The organism is Actinomadura coerulea (genome assembly GCF_014208105.1).
GTDB classification, from domain to species: Bacteria; Actinomycetota; Actinomycetes; order Streptosporangiales; family Streptosporangiaceae; genus Spirillospora; species Spirillospora coerulea.
On record NZ_JACHMQ010000001.1, the window covers coordinates 6,855,113 to 6,875,842 of the forward strand.

The 20,730-nt window shown below is 69.3% G+C and carries 22 protein-coding genes; 11 read left to right on the plus strand and 11 right to left on the minus strand.

Annotated elements, in window-relative coordinates:
- Positions 1-259 precede the first annotated feature (259 nt).
- From BKA00_RS31795 to BKA00_RS31805, 3 genes are all read left to right on the plus strand, one after another.
- On the plus strand, positions 260-829 hold the full coding sequence (locus BKA00_RS31795; protein WP_185031342.1) for a hypothetical protein: 570 nt from the start codon (positions 260-262) through the stop codon (positions 827-829).
- A 345-nt stretch (positions 830-1,174) separates the two neighbouring features.
- A complete protein-coding gene (locus tag BKA00_RS31800) occupies positions 1,175-2,167 on the plus strand; it encodes a zinc-binding dehydrogenase (RefSeq protein ID WP_230299321.1) in 993 nt (330 codons plus the stop codon).
- Positions 2,168-2,241: 74 nt separating this feature from the next.
- A complete protein-coding gene (locus BKA00_RS31805; RefSeq protein ID WP_185031344.1) occupies positions 2,242-3,237 on the plus strand; it encodes an RNA polymerase subunit sigma-70 in 996 nt (331 codons plus the stop codon).
- A 34-nt stretch (positions 3,238-3,271) separates the two neighbouring features.
- On the opposite strand, the gene BKA00_RS31810 is transcribed toward BKA00_RS31805, so the two are convergent.
- Positions 3,272-3,706, minus strand: a complete 435-nt coding sequence (locus BKA00_RS31810) for a hypothetical protein (protein ID WP_185031346.1) — start codon at positions 3,704-3,706, stop codon at positions 3,272-3,274.
- A gap of 484 nt (positions 3,707-4,190) precedes the next feature.
- Positions 4,191-5,078: a DivIVA domain-containing protein gene (locus BKA00_RS31815; RefSeq protein ID WP_185031348.1), complete on the minus strand. Its 888-nt coding sequence runs from the start codon at positions 5,076-5,078 to the stop codon at positions 4,191-4,193.
- Between the two features lie 187 nt (positions 5,079-5,265).
- On the opposite strand from BKA00_RS31815, the gene BKA00_RS31820 reads away from it, so the two are divergent.
- Positions 5,266-5,403 (plus strand): hypothetical protein, encoded by a 138-nt coding sequence (locus BKA00_RS31820; RefSeq protein ID WP_185031350.1) that lies wholly within the window; start codon positions 5,266-5,268, stop codon positions 5,401-5,403.
- 110 nt (positions 5,404-5,513) lie between these two features.
- Here BKA00_RS31820 and BKA00_RS31825 read toward each other — a convergent pair whose 3' ends face one another.
- The 3 genes from BKA00_RS31825 to BKA00_RS31835 form a co-directional block, all read right to left on the minus strand.
- Positions 5,514-5,888 carry a DUF3592 domain-containing protein gene (locus BKA00_RS31825; protein WP_185031351.1) on the minus strand — a complete coding sequence of 125 codons (375 nt, stop codon included), beginning with the start codon at positions 5,886-5,888 and terminating at the stop codon, positions 5,514-5,516.
- Between the two features lie 357 nt (positions 5,889-6,245).
- Positions 6,246-7,217, minus strand: coding sequence for a helix-turn-helix domain-containing protein (locus BKA00_RS31830; RefSeq protein WP_185031353.1), 972 nt, complete (start codon positions 7,215-7,217; stop codon positions 6,246-6,248).
- A 401-nt stretch (positions 7,218-7,618) separates the two neighbouring features.
- Positions 7,619-7,870 (minus strand): DUF4873 domain-containing protein, encoded by a 252-nt coding sequence (locus tag BKA00_RS31835; protein WP_185031355.1) that lies wholly within the window; start codon positions 7,868-7,870, stop codon positions 7,619-7,621.
- A gap of 240 nt (positions 7,871-8,110) precedes the next feature.
- Here BKA00_RS31835 and BKA00_RS31840 point away from each other — a divergent pair, with 240 nt between their 5' ends.
- Complete coding sequence (locus tag BKA00_RS31840; RefSeq protein ID WP_185031357.1) at positions 8,111-8,410, plus strand: hypothetical protein; 300 nt, start codon at positions 8,111-8,113, stop codon at positions 8,408-8,410.
- Between the two features lies 1 nt (position 8,411).
- Positions 8,412-8,585: a hypothetical protein gene (locus tag BKA00_RS31845; RefSeq protein ID WP_185031359.1), complete on the plus strand. Its 174-nt coding sequence runs from the start codon at positions 8,412-8,414 to the stop codon at positions 8,583-8,585.
- A 217-nt stretch (positions 8,586-8,802) separates the two neighbouring features.
- On the opposite strand, the gene BKA00_RS31850 is transcribed toward BKA00_RS31845, so the two are convergent.
- From BKA00_RS31850 to BKA00_RS31870, 5 genes are all read right to left on the minus strand, one after another.
- A complete protein-coding gene (locus BKA00_RS31850; protein WP_338072182.1) occupies positions 8,803-10,431 on the minus strand; it encodes a pyruvate, phosphate dikinase in 1,629 nt (542 codons plus the stop codon).
- Positions 10,380-11,006: a transcriptional regulator gene (locus BKA00_RS31855; RefSeq protein WP_185031363.1), complete on the minus strand. Its 627-nt coding sequence runs from the start codon at positions 11,004-11,006 to the stop codon at positions 10,380-10,382. Before BKA00_RS31855 ends, BKA00_RS31850 begins: the two co-directional genes overlap by 52 nt.
- Complete coding sequence (locus BKA00_RS31860) at positions 11,003-12,139, minus strand: TetR/AcrR family transcriptional regulator (protein WP_185031364.1); 1,137 nt, start codon at positions 12,137-12,139, stop codon at positions 11,003-11,005. Before BKA00_RS31860 ends, BKA00_RS31855 begins: the two co-directional genes overlap by 4 nt.
- Positions 12,140-12,370: 231 nt before the next feature.
- Positions 12,371-13,279, minus strand: coding sequence for an alpha/beta hydrolase (locus BKA00_RS31865; RefSeq protein WP_185031366.1), 909 nt, complete (start codon positions 13,277-13,279; stop codon positions 12,371-12,373).
- Between the two features lie 41 nt (positions 13,280-13,320).
- Positions 13,321-13,953 carry a TetR/AcrR family transcriptional regulator gene (locus tag BKA00_RS31870; RefSeq protein ID WP_185031368.1) on the minus strand — a complete coding sequence of 211 codons (633 nt, stop codon included), beginning with the start codon at positions 13,951-13,953 and terminating at the stop codon, positions 13,321-13,323.
- 248 nt (positions 13,954-14,201) lie between these two features.
- On the opposite strand from BKA00_RS31870, the gene BKA00_RS31875 reads away from it, so the two are divergent.
- The 3 genes from BKA00_RS31875 (at position 14,202) to BKA00_RS31885 (ending at position 17,352) form a co-directional block, all read left to right on the plus strand.
- Positions 14,202-15,419, plus strand: coding sequence for an NAD(P)/FAD-dependent oxidoreductase (locus BKA00_RS31875; protein ID WP_185031370.1), 1,218 nt, complete (start codon positions 14,202-14,204; stop codon positions 15,417-15,419).
- A gap of 755 nt (positions 15,420-16,174) precedes the next feature.
- Complete coding sequence (locus BKA00_RS31880) at positions 16,175-16,660, plus strand: hypothetical protein (RefSeq protein ID WP_185031372.1); 486 nt, start codon at positions 16,175-16,177, stop codon at positions 16,658-16,660.
- Between the two features lie 26 nt (positions 16,661-16,686).
- Entirely contained in the window at positions 16,687-17,352 is a 666-nt protein-coding gene (locus tag BKA00_RS31885; protein ID WP_221493377.1) for a hypothetical protein, read from the plus strand.
- Between the two features lie 43 nt (positions 17,353-17,395).
- Here BKA00_RS31885 and BKA00_RS31890 read toward each other — a convergent pair whose 3' ends face one another.
- Positions 17,396-18,097, minus strand: a complete 702-nt coding sequence (locus tag BKA00_RS31890; RefSeq protein ID WP_230298825.1) for a LysR substrate-binding domain-containing protein — start codon at positions 18,095-18,097, stop codon at positions 17,396-17,398.
- A 54-nt stretch (positions 18,098-18,151) separates the two neighbouring features.
- Here BKA00_RS31890 and BKA00_RS31895 point away from each other — a divergent pair, with 54 nt between their 5' ends.
- Entirely contained in the window at positions 18,152-18,535 is a 384-nt protein-coding gene (locus tag BKA00_RS31895; protein WP_185031374.1) for a DUF5997 family protein, read from the plus strand.
- A 689-nt stretch (positions 18,536-19,224) separates the two neighbouring features.
- Positions 19,225-20,730, plus strand: a complete 1,506-nt coding sequence (locus tag BKA00_RS40705) for a YwqJ-related putative deaminase (RefSeq protein ID WP_185031376.1) — start codon at positions 19,225-19,227, stop codon at positions 20,728-20,730.

Below are 20,730 nucleotides of genomic sequence, written 5' to 3' on the forward strand. Positions count from 1 at the left end.
GCCGGCTTCCTGAACAGGGGGAGGACCACGCCTCTTCAGGCTAATTGCACCGTTCGCGCAGTGGTTGCGCCGGCGCGGAGGCGGCTGGAGCGGACGGCGCCGGTTCGTGCTGCCGAGACTGACTGAGGTCCCCGCCCTCCGGTTTCAGGGCCCTAAGGCCCTGAATCGCGAACGGTTCGGCTCGTTAACTTCGCTGAATGTCAACGACGGGACCGAATCGCTCAGCCGATGTGGCCCGTCCCTCAGAAAGGGTTCAGCCATGAAACGGAAGAACGCACTCGTCGCGGCGGGCGCCTTGGGCGTCGCCCTGGCCGGTGGAGCGGTGGTCTCCGGTCTCACCATCGAGTCGACGTCCTCGCCGAAGCCCGCGGCGCGCGTCGCCGCCACGGGGTCCGTCGCGGCCGCTGGAGGTCAGGCCGCCGGTGGTCAGGCCGGTGGTCAGGCGGCCGGTGGTCAGGCGGCTGGAGGTCAGGCCGCCGCGACAGCGATCAAGAAGACGGACTACGGCCCCTGGAACGGCCACTTCGCCAACCAGAGTCTGAAGTGCCGGACCTACGCCAGCGCCGGTACCGTCGGAGGCCGCGTCTGGCACTACGGCAAGATCGAGTGCAACAAGAAGACCGCGATCATCGACGTCGTGTCCGGCGTGAACCCGGGCAAGCCGGCCATTGCCCAGCACCTGTGCCGGGACGTCAAGTCCTGCACGGTCAAGGGGTGGGTGAACAACCCTTCCGGCAACCAGAACTGGTCCGTGACCACCACGGGAAGCGCCGGAGTCCTCCTGTTCAGCGGCGAACGGCTCTCCGCCCACGTCACCTTCCGCGCCTGACCCCTGCCCGCACATGACCTGAGTGACCGGTCGGGGCAGGCCCCTTCTCCGCGGCGCTGAGAGCCGGACGGCCGTCGAGACACCGGCACGCGCGGGGCGGCACATGTCCGCCGCCCCGCGCGAAGGACTTGGAGGGGCGGGGCTCAGCAGGGCGACGCCGCGCGCCGTCCCCGCGTGGCCCGGCAGGGTGAGCGCTCAGGCGGCCCGGGTCGGGGCGGGGCCGGGCGGTTCGGGAGGGGGCGATTCCTTTCTCCGGCGCGTGAGGTCTACATGGTGGGAGGCGCGGCCCGCGCGACGGGACGGTCGGTCTCTCCCATGCACCCCGAGAAGGAAGGCCGATCGCCAGTGAGCATTCCCGCGACCATGCGCGCGCTGCGGCAGACGTCCCTCAACGGCCCGCAGGACATGCGCCTGATCACCGACGCGCCGGTGCCGAGCCCCGGGCGGGACGAGATCCTCATCCGCGTCACCGCCGCCGGGGTGAACTTCGCCGACATCTCGAAGGCCCGCGGCACGTTCGCAGGCGGCCCGCGGCCGCCGTACCTGGCGGGTTTCGAGGCCGCCGGCGAGGTCGTCGCGGTGGGGGAGGCGGTGACCGACCCGCGACCGGGGGCCCGCGTCATCGGCGTCGGATCGGGTGCCTTCGCCGAGTACATGGCCCTGCCCGCCGCCGCGGCCGTGCCGGTGCCCGCGGGCTGGACGGAGCAGCAGGCGCTGGGGCTGGCCGTGAACTGGCCCACCGCGCTGGCCGCGCTCAAGCCTCTGGGCGGCATCGCCGCCGGGCACGTCGTGCTGATCCACGCAGCGGCGGGCGGGACCGGCCAGGCTGCGGTGAGGATGGCCAAGCACTACGGCGCGACGGTCATCGCCACCGCCTCACCGGGCAAGCACGAGACGGTGCTGGCACTCGGGGCCGACCACGTCCTGGACTCGGTCGACGGCGATCTCACCGCCGCGGTGATGGAGCTGACCGGCGGCTCCGGCGTCGATCTGGTGCTGGAGTCGGCGGGGGGCGCCGCCTTCGCCGCCGGCCTGGCGGCGGCCAAGCGGGTCACCGGCCGGGTCGTCGTCTTCGGCGTGGCGGGCGGCGAGGCCCCGATCACCAACTGGGAGCTGGTGTACGAGCACCAGGTCCAGGTCATCGGCCTCAATCTCGGCGTCCTGATCCAGGCCGCACCGCAGATCTTCGGCGAGCTGATGGGCGAGCTGTCCAAGCTGATCGCGGCCGGCGTGATCGCTCCCGGCCGGCCGGCCGTGTACGAACTGGCCGACGGTCCGAAGGCCCTGGCGGAACTGGAAGCCAGAGCCACCGTCGGCAAGCTGGCCCTGCTGCCCTGAGAAACCTTTTGAAGCCGAGCCGGTGACGCCGCGCACGGCAAAAGCCCGGAGCGGCGCGGGACTAGGCTCCTGGCGTGACATCGGATCCGCGGGCGGCGCCGAGCCGAGACCGGTTCGCCGCCGAGACCGAGCGGTTCCGCCGGGAGTTGCTGGCGCACTGCTACCGCATGGTCGGCTCGGCCCACGACGCCGAGGACCTGGTGCAGGAGAGCTATCTGCGGGCGTGGCGGTCCTATTCCGGCTTCGAGGGCCGGGCGTCGATCCGCTCCTGGCTCTACAAGATCGCCACGAATGTCTGCCTGACGGCGTTGAAGCCGCGCCCGATCCGGGTGCTGCCCTCGGGCCTGGCGGGCCCGGACGACCGGTTCGGTCATCCGCCGAGACCCGTCGCGCCGGGCGAGGTCTCGTGGCTGGAACCGCTGCCGGACGCATGGACCGCCCCGCCCGCCGACGATCCGGCGGCTGTGGCGGTCGAACGCGAGTCGCTGCGGCTGGCGCTCATCGCCGGCCTGCAGCACCTGCCCGCCCGCCAACGCGCGATCCTCATCCTGCGCGAGGTGCTGGCGTTCTCGGCGGCCGAGACCGCGGAGATCCTCGACACCACCACGGCGGCGGTCAAGAGCGGTCTGCAGCGTGCCCGCGCCCGGCTGGACGAGTTGGAGCCGAAGCCCGAGGAACTGCTCGAACCGGCCGACCGGCGGGCACGCGCGCTGCTCGACGGCTACATCGCGGCCTTCGAGCGCTCCGACGCCGGCCTGATGGAACAGGTGCTGCGCGAGGACGCCACGCTGGAGGCGACGCCGTTCCGCGAATGGCAGGCGGGCCGGGCGATGTGCGTCCGCGTACTCGACGCGTACGTGCTCGGCGCCCCGGGCGACTGGCGGATGATCGCCACCGCGGCCAACGGCCAGCCCGCCGCCGTCGTCTACCGCCGCGATGCCGGGGGAGCGCTCCGAGCCGACGGCGCCGTGGTGCTGGCCCCCACCGCCACCGGCGTCTCCCGCGTGGTGAAGTTCCACGATCCCGCGCTGGTCGCGATGTTCGGCTTCCCGGACGTGCTGCCGCACTGACCCGCCGGCCACCGTCCCTGCCGGGCGTCCCGCCTCAGCAGCGGAACTGGTTGACCTCCCATCTCTCGTAGGACCGGCCGAGGTCGGGGCGCCACGACTGCCCGGCCGTGACGGTGCTGTAGTACTTCCATCTGCCGCTGGAGTCGGTGGTCCTGATCTCGGCGCAGTACCCGGAGGCGACGTAGTAGCCGTCGGCATAGGGCCAGCCGAAGCCGCTGGCGCAGTCCGTGCGCTGGCCGACCGGCAGAACCCTGTCGTAGTAGCCCTCGGCGTAGATCTTTCCGTAGCCCCGCCAGTCGAACATCACTCCGAGACCGATGTCGCCCTGGTTGCTGATGTAGCTGGTTCCTGGCGAGCACGCTCTGGCGTTCGAGGGGGATCCGGCGGGCGCGGCGTTCGCGGTGACGCTCAGCGGGAGCGTGGCGGCCACACCCAGGACCAGCACCATCGATCTTTTGCCGTACTTCATCGTCCTTCTGCCTCCTGGAACGAGTCGGGTTCTCTGCGATCGAGGATGCGGGACGGAGAGGATCATGTCGTTACGGCCGAGTGCACACTTCTTTAGTGAGCGCACACTTCTTTAAGTACAGGTCTCGTCGGCCCGGGGGGAGGAAGGCGGGGGAAGAACAGCGGCTACGCCGCCAACCGCAAACTTGTGCAGCGCTGCACAAGACCCAGGATTTTGATTTCAGCTCTAGCAACGCCCATGGCGTGCGAACCTCGATCGAGGCTGGCTGCCAGTGTGCGCCCGCGGCTGGGGAATGCCGAATCCGGGCGTTGGTCGGCTTGCGCGATGCCTGCCTCGTAGTGCCCTGGCAAGGCGGACACTTGGACCCGTTACTGAGGCCGAGTTTTAGGGTCATGCTGTTTCGAGGGGCGGGCCGGTGTGGGCCAGGAGTCCGGCGAGCGTGTCGAGCTGGGACTGGAGCTCCTCGGCAGAGAGGATGGACCGACTACGCTTGTGCCCGGCCGTCATCGAACAGAAATTGGCGGAGCCTGACGTTCTCTTCCGCCAGTCTTGCTCGGTCGGCGTTGAGCCGATCGACCTCGCGCTCGATCATCTCAAGGAATTGGTCGACTTGATTCGGATTGTAGCCAGTGCGGAGCCTGACGGTGCCGAATTCCTTATCGCGTATGGCCTTGGCAGTGATCTGCGGAAACTCGGACGTTGAATCGGGAACCGTGTCCAGGCTGTCCAGGGTGTCGAGGGTGCGCTCCAGTTGACGACGGCGTTGCTCGGTGGCGCTGATGTACTGGTGGGTGTTCTCCAAGCGGTGTTTCAGGTCGGAGATCTCCTGTTCGAGGTGGTTCTTTTCGGCTTGGAGGGCAGCGCGCTCGGCGTTCCATTCCAGTCGGAGTCTGCTGAGCTGATCGGTGAGTTCGCGGTACTGCCGGGTCAGGTCGGCCAGTTGCTCCTCCAACTTGTGGGCATACTGCTCGGCGTTGCGCTGTTGGAGTTCCGCCAGCTGCAGCTGGTCGCTGACCTGCCGCACCTTGTACGCGTGTGGGTGGGCCTTCTCTAAGGCCTGTAGATGCAGGTTGGTCAGGTTATCTCGGACTTCCGGGGGGACCTCCTTGCCCTGGGCGGCCATAGTGTCCAACAACTTGTTCATCAGCCAGGTGTCGCCCGGAACGCGCTTGCCGCTGAGATAGCGAGAGAGGGTGCCCTTGTTGAGGTTGAGCGGAGATTCACTGAGAAAGCGGTTCATCGACATATCGGTGGCCTTCCAGAGCCTTCGCAGCTCCTCAGCCCATGCCTTCACCTCAGGACTGAGGTTCGCGTCCAGTTGCGCTAGCCGACTCGTGCTGGGCGCCGGCTGCCCGGGGATCGACTCGCTCATGCCCCTATCTTGCACCACGCCGGCCTGATCATTCGGCGAGATCGGCGCGCGTAAGGGGGTTGCCACCGCGCAACGGGGTTGCCACCTTGCGCAACTCCCCCTCCGGCGGGGGTTGCGGGCTAGCGCAACCTGCCGGCGTGCTGGCTTGCTGGAGTCCTCACTCCCGCCTCGCGGACGGAGACCCGTGATGACGCAAATCGAAAACTTCGAGCCGGACATGGAGCCGTTTCCGCACGAATACTGGGTCACGGTCCTCGGCCTGGTCCTCCAGGCGCTCAACACGGCGGCCTCTGTCGCGATGATCTTCGTGACCCTCAGAGGATAGCCGGCACAGGAAGGACGACCCAAGACGAGGCACTCGCAAATACGCGACTGCAGGAACCGCAGCCCGGTCCGACATCAAGGGGCGGGGCCAGCCCGGTCCATTCAAATCAGTCAGTCAAATATCCAAATGATGACCAAAAGAAGAATGACAGCCGAAAGGATGCCCGCGAACCAATAATCATGTTCACGGTAGTTATGGTTGTCGACCACCGCCTTGTGTGGTTCTCCAGATGGATACAGGATAGTGATTTCGCGAGCTATGGGCTCGAAGACGGATGCGGGCGGGATAAACTCGAACCTCTTTCCCGTCTCGTCAAAGAAGGCGATCACTGGAACCTCGTAAGTGTCTTTCTCTCCCCGTCTTTCGATGTGGCGGACCACTACGCCGGTAGCGCGCACCCCCACCCGCCGAAGACGCCTCCTTTTCATGATTCCATAGACCAGAATGAGCAGCATCAACAGATCTATGATGATCGTGAACTCCATGGCTCCATTCAAACACCGTCAGCGCATCACTGTCCCGCCGGTCGCGTGGGCGACGCGATGCGGACGGCCACGCGTCTCATCGAAGCCACCACCCGAGCAGGGGCGGTTTGACTCAGAATGACAGGTGACAGCCCGTCGGGTGGGGAACGGACGGATGGATCGACCCATTGGGTTCGAGGCTAAAAAGGCCTTGGCATCAGGTCAGACGACCGCCTCAGGCCAGGAACGCGCCGTCCGGTGCCTCGTGATCGCGGTGAGCGTCAGCGGCAAATAAGCGACAAATGATCTTCGTGGCGATCAACTGGAAGATGGTGCTGCGGTGTGCGGGGAGGCCGCGAGGCCGCCCCGAAGGGCTCTTTAGGGAGCGCACTGCCGGCGGAACTGGCGGGGCGACAGGCCGTAGGCGGCGCGGAAGGCCTGGCTGAAGTGGGCCGGACTGGTGAAACCCCACCGGGCCGCGATGGCGCCGATCGAGGTGGCGGTGAGGAGCGGGTCGCTCAGGTCGCGCCGGCACTGCTCCAGGCGGCGTTCGCGGATCAAGCCGGCGACGGTGTGCTCTTCGGCCCGGAACAACTGGTGCAGGTAGCTCAACGAGATGTGGTGGGCGGCGGCTATCGCGCCCGGGGTCAGGTGCGCATCGCCCAGGTTCGCTCGAATGAAAGCGTGGATCTGGGCGAGCAGTGCGCGCCGCCGGCCGCCCGGCGGAACCTCGCTGCCGGCGTCCAGTGCGCTGGCCAGCGCGGCGGTCAGGACGTCCAGAGTCAGCGTGGAAACCCGCGAGGCTTCGGCCGCGCTGAAGTGCTCAAGGCGGCGAGCCAACTCCAGCAGGTACTGCGAGGCCAGCGCGCCGATACCCCGATCGCCGCGGATGCGGACCGCGCTGAGCTCGCGCAGGCCCCGCTCGGGCAAGGGCAGCACCGAACGAGGAAACTGCAACGAGAGCAGTTGCCCGCCCGCGGGATCCGCCGATCCGAATCGAGTCAGGTAGGGGCGGGAGCTGTCACGGAGCATCAGATCCCCGGCACGCAGTTCCGCATCCCGGTCAGCTTGTTCTCCTATTGCGTGACCGCGCACGGCGCAGGTCACGAAGAAGGTCTCCGGGTCGGACCGGCGGATGAGCCTGGGCGTGCGCTGGATCGTCAGCGACTTCGCGGTCAACAGGGTCGCTTGAACGGAGCCGAACCCGCCGAGAGCGACATGGGCTTGGAACGTGCCTTCCAGATGCGGCTCGCAGTGCGCGTCGAGCGGCATCCACATCTTCGCGCTCATCTCGCGCCAGAAGGCGAACCGCTCTTCCGCTGGAATGGCGGCGAAGCTGACCACGTCCATGACCCACCGAAGCTGTTGACGCTGCCGGATTGGTAGCAGCATCACCCGGACGACCTCACTGACGCAACCGCAGGCGCGCGTTCCGGCGCGATGACACTCAGGCGAATCCGCAGCAAGGAAATCCGTGACCGGGCCCGGACGTGTGACAGCACCGCCCGGGGCCCTCGTTGCGTCCATGCATGCCACGTCCGTCACCCGCGCGGGCCGCGGTGTCGTCGCCGTCGAGCGGCACGGCGCTGCCGGCGCGCATTTGGGCATGCTGCGCGGGGGCAGTAGGCGGGACCGTCTGGCCGGTCGCCGTCTACAGCGGGACCTGCAAGGGAGCCGACTGCGCGCCGACCGGCGCGCGCGGCAAGCCCGTCAAGTGACCGCCGGGGTGCCCGAACAACCCTGCCCTCCGCTCAGGCGAAGGGCGGCGGACCGCTTCCGACCAGCGTGATGACGTCGGACCAGGCTTGCGAACCGCCGAGCGTGACCTGCCCCTCGCGGCCGTCGGGGAGTCTCAGCGTCTGGTCGTGAGAGGCGCCGGCATCGAAGTCGGCGATGGTCGCGGTCCCGGACCACTCCCGCTGCTTGGCGCGCAGATCGACGTAGACCTCGACCTCGGTTCCCCCGCTGTCGATCAGGGTGGCGGATCCCCGGTACCGGCTCACGTCCGGGCCTTCTCATCACGGCTGGTGTGGAGTGTGTTCATAAAGACGCACCATAGTGCGGGGGTCGGACGTTCCCAGGCCGCGCCACTGCACTACCCGCCGCGGGCAAGGTCGTCCCGCCCCGCCGCCCGGCCCGCCCCTCGGCGTCGGGCGTGTCGTCCGATCGGTCTGCGCGCCTTACCCGCGTAGTGTGCTGCGTAGGGGTGTGGCCACACCCTCTTCAGCGAGAGGTACCGGCCCATGAGGCTCGAACTCACCAATTACGAAGCCCTGCACGGCTGGGGCGTCGTCAACAGCAGCGCCGGGTGGCACGCTCAGCGCAACCTCAAGCCGCCCGCGGCCGAACAGGCGGTCGGAGACATCCTCTTCACGGCTTACGACTGCCGAACCAGTACCACCACCACGGTCGAGTTCAGCGATGACGAGTGTGCGAGCCTCGCCGAACTGGTCAGCGAACACATCGCGGCGTGGGTGAAGCGAGGCCAGGAGAACGCCGCGACACAGCACCTGCGCTCGCTGGTCGTGAAGCTGGGCGGCTGACATGCCCACACCGGGCAACCCGCAACGCAGGTTCCGCCTCGCCGACGATGCCCTGTGGGCCGAGTACGGCCAGGCGTGCCGTGACGTCAACGGCAGCGCGGACCGCAGTGACGACATCCGCAAACACGTCGAGGCCGTCGTCGCCGAATGGAAGAAGCGACGCCGGACGAGCTGACGGCGCCACCCGCGGACCTCCTGCCGACATCCGCGGCCTCAACCGAGAACGGAGCGATGCCTTGCGGCAGGCTCTACGCCCCCTTCGGCAGCTCCGAGCACCTGGTGGTCGGGCCGATGGCGGCGCCGTCGAAGCGGCCAGAACCGGCACATGACGCACCCGCTGCCTCGTCCCCAACGCACCTGTTCACCTGCGGCGCGGGCAGGGGCCGCCATCGTCATCCTCGCGGTGTGTGGCCCAACGCGGCGTGGGCCGCTCTGAGACGCTGAAGCTCGTCGCGTTCAGTGCGGTCGCCGGATACCTCGTCCGCCCATGACAGCAGCCGGCGCAGACGCGAGTCGGCCGTGCCGGTGGTGGTCGGGGGGGTGCCGAGGGCCACCGTCCCGCTGGTCCCGTCGATGGTGACCGGGGTGCCTTCGCCGATGACGCGTCCACCGGCCGTCACCGAGGCGCCGGCGTCGATCTCCAGGCCGGTGATGCCGACGACGGCGGGTTTGCTCATCGCCCGGGCGACGACCGCGGCGTGGCTGGCCGGCCCGCCGAGGGCGGTGACGATGCCCGCGGCGGCGGCCAGGCCGCGCATGTCGTGCGGGGACGTCTCCGGGCGTACCAGGATGACGGGGCCGTCGGCGACCATCCGCACCGCCGCCTCGGTCGTGGTGGCGACCTTGCCGGCGGCGACGCCTGGGCAGGCCCCCACCCCTCGGGCGAGCACGTCGGTCTGCGGGGAGGCCGCGATGCGCGGTGTGCGGACGTGCTGGAGATGGTGCGGGGAGACTCGGCGCAGTGCTTCGTGACGGGTGATCAGGTGCTCGTCGGCCAGATCGGCCGCGACGCCCACGCCGGCGGCGCCGCCGTACCGGCAGGGCCGGACCTGCAACAGCCACAACTCGCCGGCCTCGAAGGTGAACTCGACGTAGCAGGCGTCGCGGTGGTGCCGCTCCAGCCGTGCCAGGGCGTCGGTCAGGGCGGCCCACACGGCCGGTTCTCGCGAGCGGAGCTCGTGCAGGGGCCGAGCCGCCGACCGGCCCGAGACGATGTCCTCGCCCTGGTGACGGAACAGGACGTCACCGAACGGGACGTTCTTCCCCGTGTTGGGGTCGCGGCTGAAGGCGACCCCGGAGCCGCTGCGATCGTCGCGGTTCCCGAACACCATGGCCTGCACGATCACGGCGGTGCCGAGGTCGTGCGGGATGCCGTGGAGTTCGCGGTAGGTCCGCGCGCGCGGCGCGTTCCACGACGAGAACACGGTCTCGACCGCCACCTCCAATTGCCGGAACGCGTCGTCCGGAATCGTTTCCCCGCGCCGCTGCCGGCCCGCCCGGGACGGGTGAGCCGCCTCACCGAGGCGGTCGGCGGCACCGCTGTCGGCGAGGGCGGAGGCGAATCCGGCCCGCAACCGCTGCCGCGAGTCGCGAGCGAACCGCGCGTCGCCGGTCTCGGCCGCCAGCGCCTGGGTCGCTCCCGTTGTGAGACCGAGGTTGAGGATGGTGTTCATCATGCCGGGCATCGACACGCTCGCCCCCGAGCGGACCGATACCGCCAGCGGCGTTCGGCCACCGCCGAAACGCCGTTCCGTCGCGGCCTCCAGGCCGCTGATCGCGGTCGCGAGTTCGGTGTCGAGCCCGGCGGGAAGACTCCCTTCGCCGAGGAAGGCCCGGCATGCCTCGGTGGTGACGACGAATGCGGCGGGCACCGGTAGTTCCAAACGGTGCAGTACCACCAGACCGTGTGCTTTGGCGCCGAGCGTTTCGGCGGGGTCTTCGACCTGGGCAGAGATCTGGCGGATCCACTTCACCGGGGGATCCCGAGGGTGGCGAGCAGGTCTTCGTGCAGTTCGGCCCACACGGTGTGGTACGACGCGATGTGGTCGGCCACGTACTCCAACTGCCCCGAGTCGGCACGGGACAGGGCGTCGGAAAGGCGTTCCCGATAGAGGCCGAAGCGCGACACCACCGCCGCCAAGTCTGCGCAAACAGCCGCTGCCCGCCGGTCCAGGTCGCGGAACCGGCCGAGGACACGGGCGTCGTAGGCGGGATCACCGTGGTCGTTGACGGTCGTGACGCCGTCGACAGGCCTCAGCTGCCATGCCGTGCAGAGGTCCAGGAGCTCCGGGTTGAGCGCCATGAACCGCTCGTACGCCCCGGCCACGGCCGCACGTGCGCCGGCCGCTTGGAGCTGCGCGGTGACGCGCTCACCGGCGGCGACGCGGCCGGCGTCCGTCAGCCCCCATGCGCTGAACGCGCCGGACTCGTAGGTGACGAGCCCGGCGACCGCCAGGTCGATCAGCTCGGACTCGACCGCTGACTCGTCCATACCGGTGGCGGCCGCCAGGCGGGCGGTGCCCGTGTGTCCGCAGCAGCGGAGGGCGTGCAGCACCAGCAGGTCGCCGTCGGTCGAGGCGGGTCCCGGCGAAGTCACGTCCCCGCCTTCCGCGACCGCGTCGAACGAGCGGTGCCCGCGGGGCCAGTGGTCTCGGTCGTGGCGGCGGTGGCGGCCGCGTGGGCGGCGCCCCGTCCGTCGGCCCGGGCGACGATCGCGCCGTCCTGGACCCGCACCGCGGCCTCGGCCAAGTCGCCGGTGTCGGCCAGGCCGATGGCCGTCGCCAACGCGACCGCGTCGTCGCCGATGACCAGCCGCAGCCGCCGCCAGGTCTCGGCGGGGAACACGCGGCGCAGGCAGGAGGCGAGGTCGGCGACTCGCAGCCGGAGGAGCGGCCCCGTCTCGTCGGGGTCGCCGGTGACGACGGCCACCGTGACCCGTTCGCCGGGACGAGCCGACCGGACGACCTCCTCGGCCGCCTCCATGCGGTGCGCGCCCAGCACGCTCACCAGCCCATCGGCGCGGAGGTCGATCCGATCGCCAGTGAGCCGATCGGTCAGTCCCGCTGGTGGGGACCAAGCGTCACGGCGTGTGGGAGCGGGCTTGACGAAGGGCAGGTACGGCGGCGCCCAAGTGTCGGCCAGGTGCAGGCCGGCCAGATGTTCGCAGGCGCGGACCCGGTCGAAGACGTCACCGAAACCGGGTGCCATCTCCGCGAGCAGACCGGATCCGCCCAGCAAGGTCAGTGCCAGCTCGGCGAGCCGGACCTGCCGCGGCGCCGAGCCGTCCCGCGCGCAGCTCTCCAGCCCGACGGCCAGCAGCAGCGCCTCCAGCCGGGCGATCTGTGCCAGCACGGTGCGGCTCTGCTCGTCATCGACGACCTCCGCCAGTGAGCGCAGCCGCAGACGGCCTTCCGGCGCCGTTTCGCCGGTCAGCGGCAACCGCTCCAGCCACACCCGGGCGAACGAGCCGAGCGCCTCGCCCACGGACTCCGGCCGTCGCGAGGACTCCACGACGCCGGCGCCTTCGACCATCTCGACCAGCACCGCCAGGTAGAGCGCCCGCTTTCCCGGAAAGTTGGAGTAGACCGCACCCCGGGTCAACTGCGCTCGCGAGGCGATCTGGTCGACCTTCGCCGCGGCGTAACCCCGCTCGATGAACTCCTGCCTGGCCGCCGCCAGCACCGCTGAGCGTGTGCGTGCCTGCTGCTGAACCCGTGTCAGCCGGGCCATCCCATCACTCCCTCCCATCCCCGCGAACCTTAAAATACTCTCACCATCCGAATGATGGCATCATCTAAGGAGAGAATGGTGGGCCTGGACCTGGGCCCCGGCAGGCGCGAGGATCTGTGGCGCGTCATCCGGGAACCGACCGCGGACGGCGCCGGCGTCGGCAGGACGGGTGCCGCGCAGGCGCTTGAACGCCACGACGCCCTTCACCGCGCCGGGACTTCGGGTGGTCGGTCAGGCGGCCGGCCGGGGGGCGAGATGCTGGAGGAAGAACTCGGTCATGAGGGCGAGCGTGTTCTTGAACTCCTGGTTGTAGACGACGAAGTGGCCGCCGGGCAGGGTGACGAGCCGCTTGGGGTGCAGGGCCCGTTCGTAGGCGGCGAAGGCCAGGTCGCTGTGGGTGAGGATGTCGTGTTGGGCGACGACGAGCATGAGCGGCGTAGGGGAGATGCGGGCGATGTAGTCGCCCGGCTCGTAGCCGGCGATCGCCTCCACCGACCGGAGCGTGACCTCGTTGCGCCACGTCGCCAGGCGCTCCGGCTCGATCGTCTGGTACCAGTCGTAGGTTTCCCGGTCCGCCATCGCGGCGGGCTCCCCGGGGGTCGCGGTGATGAGGGGGATCATCGCCGGCGCCTCGCCGTTGAACCGGGCGAGCCGGTCGGCGTCGAAGCTCCTGCGCACCTCGGCGAGCGCCTCGCTGGGGATGAACCGCGACAGGGTCGTCCCGCCGCTGATCACCGGCACCTGCGAGTAGACGGCCTTGACCCGCCGGTCGACGGCCCCGACGACGAGCACGTGCCCGCCTGAGAAGCTCGACCCGAACACCCCGATGCGCTCGGCGTCCACCTCGGGACGCGTGCACAGGAAGGTGATGGCGTCCCGGTACCCCTGGATCTGGGTCCAGGGATCGACCTCCTGGCGCGGCTCGCCGTCGCTCGCGCCGAACGAGGCGTGGTCGTAGAGGACGACCGCCAGCCCGGCCGCGGCGAGCGCCTCGGCGATGTCGTCGGTGTACTGCTCCTTGACCGCCCCGAGTCCGTGGGTGACGACCACGGCCGGGTGCGGGCCGGAGCCGCCGTCGGGGGTGTAGAGCCATCCGCGGAGGGTCGTCCCAGCCGAGACGAACTCGATGTCCTGGCGCATTTGCGGGTCCTTTCGCTGGTGCGGCGGGTGTGCGCCGCGGCCTATGGAGGGCCGGGGGAGTAACCGGGGGTGAAGGCGCCGCCGAGGGCGGCGGCGTGCGCGGCCGCGGCGGCTCTCTCGGCGACCTCGTCGTCCACCGGCCCGCGGGCGACGAGCAGGCGGTAGTAGAGGGGGGCGCCGACGGCGCTGATGATCGCGATGCCGTCGGCCCCCGGCGGCAGTTCGCCGCGTCCCACGGCCCGATCGACGATCCGGGACGCGAGGCGGTTGCGCTCGGCGATCACCGTCGCCCAGGCGGTGGACGCCTCGGGGGACCGGACGGCGGCGGCCACGACGCCCTCGACGAGCGCCCGGGCCCTGGGCTGCCGGTACAGGGCGGCGATCTCCAGCGCGAGCGCCCGGAGGTCGTCCCTGAACGAGCCGGTGTCCGGGATCGGGATCTCGGTCTTGCCCAGTTCGCCCAGCAGGTCGACGACGAGTCCCTCGACCGTCCGCCACCGCCGGTACAGCGTGGCCAGATGCACGCCCGAACGCTCGGCCACCTTCTCCAGGGTGAGCCCGGCGTATCCGCCGGCCTCCAGTTCGTCCTGGGCCGCGGCCAGCACCGCCGCACGGGTGCGCGCCGTCCGGCCGCCGGGCCGCACGGCCCCCGTCGCGCGCGGCTTCCCGTCCATGCGGCGCCCCTCTCCGTGGGTCGCCTCCGAGAGTAACGCGAAATTCTTTGCATTAATAGCCGAGCGCCGGGCGACTTGGAGGTTCTTCCACTTGCACCGGAAACGCGATGGCCGCACCGGTGGCCATGACCGTTGAGAACCCAGTCCCGGTTCGGCGGGGAACGACCGGATAGAGGGTCACAGGCTGGGCAGGACCCCATGAAGTCAGACCGCCCATTCGGGGGGCCGGTACGGAGAGTGGGGGGCAAGTGTCTGGTGCCGTGGTCATCGTCGGCGCCGGCCTGGCCGGGCTGGCGTGTGCGGTGAGGCTGCATGAGGCCGGGGTGCCGGTGCAGGTGCTGGAGGCGTCCGACGGGGCCGGGGGCCGGACGCGGACCGACATCGTCGACGGATTCCGTCTTGACCGGGGGTTCCAGGTCTTCAACACCGCCTATCCCGAGGCCAGGCGTGTCCTGGACATCCGGGCCCTGGACGTGAGGCCGTTCGCTTCCGGTCTGCTCGTATTCCATCAGGGACGGCGCGAGCGCGTGATGCTCCCATGGAAGCACCCCCGGCATGCGCTGAGCGGGGCCCTTGCCGATATCGGCTCCGTCCGCGACAAGGCCGCGCTGGCCGCGATGACCGCCCGCGACCTGACGTTCCCAGTCTCCCGGATCCTGCACGAAGCCGAACGCGACACGGCCGCGGAGCTCCGCCACTGGGGCATCTCCGAGCAGATGACCGAAAAGCTGCTGCGCCCGTTTCTGGCCGGAGTGCTGCTGGAACGGGAGCTGGAGACCTCAAGCCGCTTCTTCCACCTGATCTGGCGGTCGTTCGCGCGCGGCACGATCGGCGTCCCCGCCCTCGGGATGGGACGGATGGCGGAGCAACTCGCGGCGCGGCTGCCGGACGGAGCGCTATCACTGGAGACCGCCGTGCGGGCGGTGACCGCTGAGGGGGTGCAGACCTCCGATGGGGAGACGTTCGAGGCCGATGCCGTCGTCGTGGCGACCGACCCCGTCCAGGCCGCCGCCCTCGTCCCCGAGATCGAGGCGCCCGTCATGCGGGACGTCACCACCTTCTACCACGCGGCGCCGAAGTCCCCGCTGGAGGAGCCCCTGCAGATCCTGGACGCCGAGGGGGTCATCACCGACACCCTCGTCCTCACCGAGGCGGCGCCCGAGTACTCCGCCGACGGCCGCGCGCTCATCTCGACCTCCGTGCTCGGGATCGACGCCGACGAGTCGCGCGTGCGCGGCCGGCTGGACGAGATCTACGGTGACACCGCCGCGTGGCAGCTGATCGCCACTTATCCGATCAGAGCCGCTCTTCCGGCGATGCCTTCGCCACTGCGGCTGCGCCGCCCGGTGCGGATGCACAGGGGACGCTACGTCTGCGGCGACCACCGCGACACCGGATCCATCCAGGGCGCCCTGGTGTCCGGCCGCCGCGCCGCCGAAGCCGCCCTGGCCGACCTCCCCGGCTGAGCCGCGAGTCGGCAGGGCGGTCTGGCTCATCGCCGTACTAGGTGCGCGTCTTTATCCATGGGCTACAGTCGGCATATGCGTCGTCCCAGTCACAGGACCGCATCCTTATCAGACTGTTCTCGTGCATGTTCTTGTTGCAGTAGCCCCAGGTCCCGGGTGGCCACGCCCTGAACGGGCCGGGCGAGCAGGCGCGGGTCGGCGAGGTCGTGACGACAGCGCTCCAGGCGGCGCTCACGGATCCAGGCGGCCACGGTGAGGCCCTGTTCTTGGAACAGACTCTCTCCCTGCCCGGGCGGGACGTTCACCCGCTGGCTGACATGGGGGAGCGGACGCAAGCCAGCAGTACCTCTGGCCACCATGGGCCGGGACATTCAGCCTGCCGTCCGGCTCTGACAATCCGAACGCGCCCGTTCGCAGATCTGGCGAGCCGGGGCCTGCCCAACCGGCCGCGCGCTGGAATCGCCAATCGACGGGGCGCTGGAAATGCCCTGCGGCAGGACGGTGGCCAGCACAAAGTCGGCTGGGGCGCCGACCTCCCCCATAGGAGGGAACGGGGCAGAGGTGATCCACTCCGGCGGGGGAGGCGGCCACCAGGGGCGGAACGGCATGTTTGTGCCCGGCAGAGATCACCAAGCCCGACGGGCCGTGATCGGCTCTTACTCCAGGAGGCTGTGATGACCACGCTTTTGCCTCGCCCGACAGGAGGCGCCTCGCGGCCCGGAAACCATGCGTCGCCGTGGAACACCGTCCCGGGGGTGCCCCTGTGGGCCGAGCGGGCCGCGCACGTGATCGCTCTGGTGAACGTGCCGTCAGGGCTGTGGCGGCTCGGCCTCGCCGCGGGGATCAGCTTCGGGCTCGCCGATGCGGAGCTGAGGCAGTTGCACACACCCGGCTGGGGCTCGCTGTACCTCATCGCGCTCGCCGCGTTGTCCGAGCTGTTCGGTTTCCTGGCACTCGGGCTGATCCAGCCCTGGGGCGAGACCTGGCCGCGGTGGGTCCCATTCCTGCACGGCAAGCGGATCCCTGTTCTTGCCGTGACCGCGTCCGCCGCACTCGGCTCGGTGGCCACGACCGTCTACGGAGGCCTGCTGGTCTACACCAGCCTCCACGCCCACATCGACGGCACCGCCTGGGCGCCCTGGCTGATCAACATCCTCTACCTGCCTCTCCTGCTCTGGGGTCCCCTGCTCTCCGCTGTCACCGTCCACTACCACCTGCGCCGTCGCGCCACGGCGTCCTGAAGCCTCAACAAGATCGGAACAGTCCCGTGAACCCCAAGAAGATCATCGTGCTGACACTGGTGACCGCGGCCGCCGGCACCGCCGCCATCACCGCCACGGCAGCGGGCTCCACCGCCGCCACCAGCTCACCCGTGCGGCACAAGGCGAAGACCGCTCACGTGACCGGCTCGGCGGAGATTCGCCGCACCTACCACCACGACGACGACATCCGTTCCTTCACCATCCACGCCGACGCCGCGCCCTACAGCCGTCCCCTCCCCGGCCAGGGCGGCGGGCCGGGCCTGCCCGGCTCTCCCAACGACGCCACCGGCACCGTGACGGTCTCGCACTCGACCAACGTGCAGGGCGAGAAGGTCACCTACACGGCCAAGGGCACCGTCGACTCCATGGTGACCGCCCCGGGATACGCGACCGTGACGGCGATCATCACATGGGTCAGCCCGGGCGGACCGCCATGGACCGGCAGGCGGCTCGGGTTCAGCGTGTACGACGGCGGCAAGGACAAGCCCGGCCGTTCCCGTGACCGGCTCGGCTACTCCTGGGAGTTCACGAACCTGTCCAAGGACGCCAAGGGGAACTGGAACGACGAAACCCCGGTCGGGACCAGCATGGCGCCCGCGCCGTTCGCGCCGGTGACCAGAGGCGGCTACACGGTCACCCACGTCGACCTCCCCCCGCTCCCCCAGAACTGATCTTACGTTCGGGCGCCGACGCGCCCCGCCCTTGCGTCGGTTTTCACGTCCGGCGGCGCTTTTGGTGGCTGCGCTTAGGGGAGGAGCGTTGCTTAGGGGTGGAGCGTTCGCGCGGCGGCTTCTTGCGGGCGGGCTGTTGTTGGGCGTTGCGGCCGCGGGAGCTGTTGGGGGTGCGGCCGCGGACGATGCCGATCAGTTCCTCCATGAGGTCGGTCGTCACGGCCTCAAGCCAGGCCAGGCCGATCTGGGATTGGGGAGCGTCGGTCACGGTGCGGTAGGTGAGGTCTCTGCGGTGGTGGAGGCGGGCCAGAGACTGCGGAAGCAGCAGGGCGCCGGCCCCCGACGCCACCAACTCGATCGCACCAGCGGTGTTCTCGGGACGGGTGAAGGCAGGCTGCCCGGGGCGGTCGTCCCAGGTCAAGACCTCGTCGAGCGGCTCGAACACGTCCTCGTCGGCGAGATCGGCAAGCTCCACCTCCTCCGCCGCGGCCACCGCGTGATCCTTGGGCACCACCACGACGGTTGTCTCCAGGTACAGCGGGATCACATGGAGGGCCTCGCGGTCGACGGGCAGGCGTACGAACGCCGCGTCCACATCACCCTTCCGCAGCAGGGGGACGACATCGGCGGCGGGGAGCTGCATCAGCCGAAGCGGCACATCCCGCACTCGCTCGGCCCACACCCCAGCCCACTTCCCGGGCGTCACCCCCGGCACGTAGGCCAGCCGGAACTCAGCTTCGGTCACTCCCACAGCCTAGTCACGTCCAGGCAGGCCCCTTCCGCTGGCTACCCTTGGGTTATGAGCACGTCAAGGGCAAAGACCCCGCAGACCATGAAGTCCGCGACCGCGGCCAAGAAGCTGGGGATCCTGCTGTCGGCAGCGCCCGCCGAGTTCCAGGAAGGCCCTGTCTCCCGGGACGAATTGAACGCGCTCCAGGCTGACCCGCCCTCTTGGCTCGCCGACCTTCGCCGCGGGGGCCCCCACCCCCGCCAGGTCGTCGCCGCCAAGCTCCGTGTCTCCGCCTCAGGTCTGGCCCGCGCCGGCATCACGGGCCCCCTCACCACAGCCGAGATCGAGAACCTGAAGGCCGAAAACCCCGACTGGCTGGAACGCGAGCAAGCCATCCGAACCAAAGTCCGCGAAGAGGAACTCCGCCTCAAGCAGCAACGCACCAAAGCCTGACTCCCATGATGCCCCCAGCCGAGGTGCGGGACTGAGGCACCCTAGGTTGCCGAGCTGTTGCCGTGCTCCGGCTCGGCGGCGCTGACTTGCGGGAAGTCGCCCGCGCGGGCCCGGTCAGACGCTGGCCGACCATTTCGGGCTCTGAACAAGTACGGCCGCACGACCAGCCCCGGCCAGCTGGACGCAGGACGCGCGCCCGTTGAGGCCGATGCGCAAGAGGACCATTCCCGCGCACGCGGGGCCGACGTCCGGCTCGGTGCACACGGCCTGACCGATCATCTACCTCGAGGTGTGCGAGGACGGTTGGGGCGGTGACACCTGCCGCGGCATAGCGCTGGTCCGGCGGAAGGCGGCTCCTGGCGGCGGCGCAACACTCGACGGGCTCCTCCAGGCCTCGCCGCACAGCCCTGGCGGATGAAGCATCGACATATCTCTTGAAAACTATCGCCTTCACCGTTGTTCGTCCTGTCTGTCATTGCAATGAGAACGGGATCGCGGCCTTGGAGGGGCGATCCAGCGTGAGACGCATGCGGATGCCTCGGCCAAGCCATTGCGCACGTGCAAAGTTCGCACGTGCGCGATTGCATAGGGCGCGGTGTGATCCGGCGGTGGCCCCCGCGCGTCGCGGACACGCCCGGCGAGCCGTCCGGTCGGCCGGTTCGCCTTGCCCGATGGAAGGATCGTGAAGCGTGGGCGTGGATCACCTCGGGGGGCCGGGTGAAGGCCCCGAAACCCCCGACAAGCCCGTCCCGCCGGACACCAGGGACAAGTCGTCAGGTGACCGTCCGGGAGCGAATGGGAAGACGCCCCGCCTGGACAGCCTCGCCGCAGCAGGCTGGAAGTTTCCCGGCCGCCCCGAGACCGGCAACGTGCAGTCCGGTGACCGCGATCCTCAGACCAACGGGTCCGCCCCCGAGTCCTCCTCCACCATCCCAGCCGGCGACAAGCAGAGGGCCCCTGGTGACCCACCGGCCGAAGCCAAGTCGGGCTCCACCAATGACTCCGAGACCGGCAAGACCGGTACCGGTAACCCGGAAGCGGAGAAGCCTAGCCCGGCCACGATCGAAAACCCGCGCGAGGACAAGGTTGAGCAGGGCAACGACGACCGCGGATCCAAGACCGGCCAGTCCGAGAACGGGGAGGCGGGAGGCCAGGGCGACCGCACCGCCGAGGATCCGCGTGCCCAGGACAACGCCGGCACCACCACTGACAAGACCGACGGCCCCGAACCAGCCGGGCAGCAGAACTCCCTTCCCACCGACAATACCGCTGCGCCTAAGCCGCCCTCCCGCCTGGAAGACCTCGCCCGGTCCCGCGAAGCTTTGCTCGAATACGCGGAACAAGTACGGGCCAAAGACCAAGAGGCCCAGCCCCTTAACGGCACCGGACCAGAAGCCTCTGGCGAACGCGGAGACAGGGACGCCCCACCGCAGAGCGAGAACCCGCCAGAGGATGGGCGCGGCCCGGAAGCACTGCCTCCAGCGCCCGAGGTGCCACCTGGCGCGACCGCCGACAACGGCGACCCGGTCGGCAACCGCGACCAGCCGCTTCCCTCCGGCTCGGAAGCAGTTCCGGACATCGGCCCGGGAACAAAATTGCTCTACGAACTTTTGCCAGGCAAGCCAGAAATGGTCGATGGACTGATCGTTGAGGTCGAAGGAAGGCCAGTTAATTCCTGGCTCGAAGCGATAACCGAGGAACGAGTTGAAGGGTACCAGGTCGCTAAACTCGAGGGGAGGTTTTCTCGCAAGGCTGCAGGCAACTGTATTGGAGTTGGGGTCGACCGCCTTACTGGCAGAGTGTACGAGGGCATAAACGGACGTCCGGATGACGTCATCAAAGATGGAGATCTGCATCCAGTGCTAAAAACGAGACTCTCCGAGATGAAGGAACGAGGCCCGTACCCCGACCAAGACGGTGGCCTGACCCTCGAAACTCCTCACGTGGACAATCCGTTGGGACATGCGGAGGTCAAGGTGGCCAATGAGATGCTCTGGGCCCGGCATCGCGCGGGCGAGGATGACAGTGAAGCCGCCTTGGGGGATATGCTGATGTACACCTACTTCCCGTTCATTGGCGGAGGAAAGCCTGCACCCTTCTGTGCGAACTGCCACTACATGCTCCTTGATGTCAAAAGCATGGCCGGGCGTTTCCCTAAGTATCCCCCGCAGGATTCGGACTTTATTAGGGATTAG

What these genes read in the sequence shown, in the direction of transcription:
- BKA00_RS31840 (WP_185031357.1), top strand. Translation starts at nt 8,111, where the DNA reads ATGAGGCTCGAACTCACCAATTACGAAGCCCTGCACGGCTGGGGCGTC.
- BKA00_RS31860 (WP_185031364.1), bottom strand. Translation starts at nt 12,139, where the DNA reads ATGGCCCGGCTGACACGGGTTCAGCAGCAGGCACGCACACGCTCAGCG.
- BKA00_RS31815 (WP_185031348.1), bottom strand. Translation starts at nt 5,078, where the DNA reads ATGAGCGAGTCGATCCCCGGGCAGCCGGCGCCCAGCACGAGTCGGCTA.
- BKA00_RS31865 (WP_185031366.1), bottom strand. Translation starts at nt 13,279, where the DNA reads ATGCGCCAGGACATCGAGTTCGTCTCGGCTGGGACGACCCTCCGCGGA.
- BKA00_RS31830 (WP_185031353.1), bottom strand. Translation starts at nt 7,217, where the DNA reads ATGGACGTGGTCAGCTTCGCCGCCATTCCAGCGGAAGAGCGGTTCGCC.
- BKA00_RS31845 (WP_185031359.1), top strand. Translation starts at nt 8,412, where the DNA reads ATGCCCACACCGGGCAACCCGCAACGCAGGTTCCGCCTCGCCGACGAT.
- BKA00_RS31810 (WP_185031346.1), bottom strand. Translation starts at nt 3,706, where the DNA reads ATGAAGTACGGCAAAAGATCGATGGTGCTGGTCCTGGGTGTGGCCGCC.
- BKA00_RS31820 (WP_185031350.1), top strand. Translation starts at nt 5,266, where the DNA reads ATGACGCAAATCGAAAACTTCGAGCCGGACATGGAGCCGTTTCCGCAC.
- BKA00_RS31795 (WP_185031342.1), top strand. Translation starts at nt 260, where the DNA reads ATGAAACGGAAGAACGCACTCGTCGCGGCGGGCGCCTTGGGCGTCGCC.
- BKA00_RS31895 (WP_185031374.1), top strand. Translation starts at nt 18,152, where the DNA reads ATGAGCACGTCAAGGGCAAAGACCCCGCAGACCATGAAGTCCGCGACC.
- BKA00_RS31825 (WP_185031351.1), bottom strand. Translation starts at nt 5,888, where the DNA reads ATGGAGTTCACGATCATCATAGATCTGTTGATGCTGCTCATTCTGGTC.
- BKA00_RS31870 (WP_185031368.1), bottom strand. Translation starts at nt 13,953, where the DNA reads ATGGACGGGAAGCCGCGCGCGACGGGGGCCGTGCGGCCCGGCGGCCGG.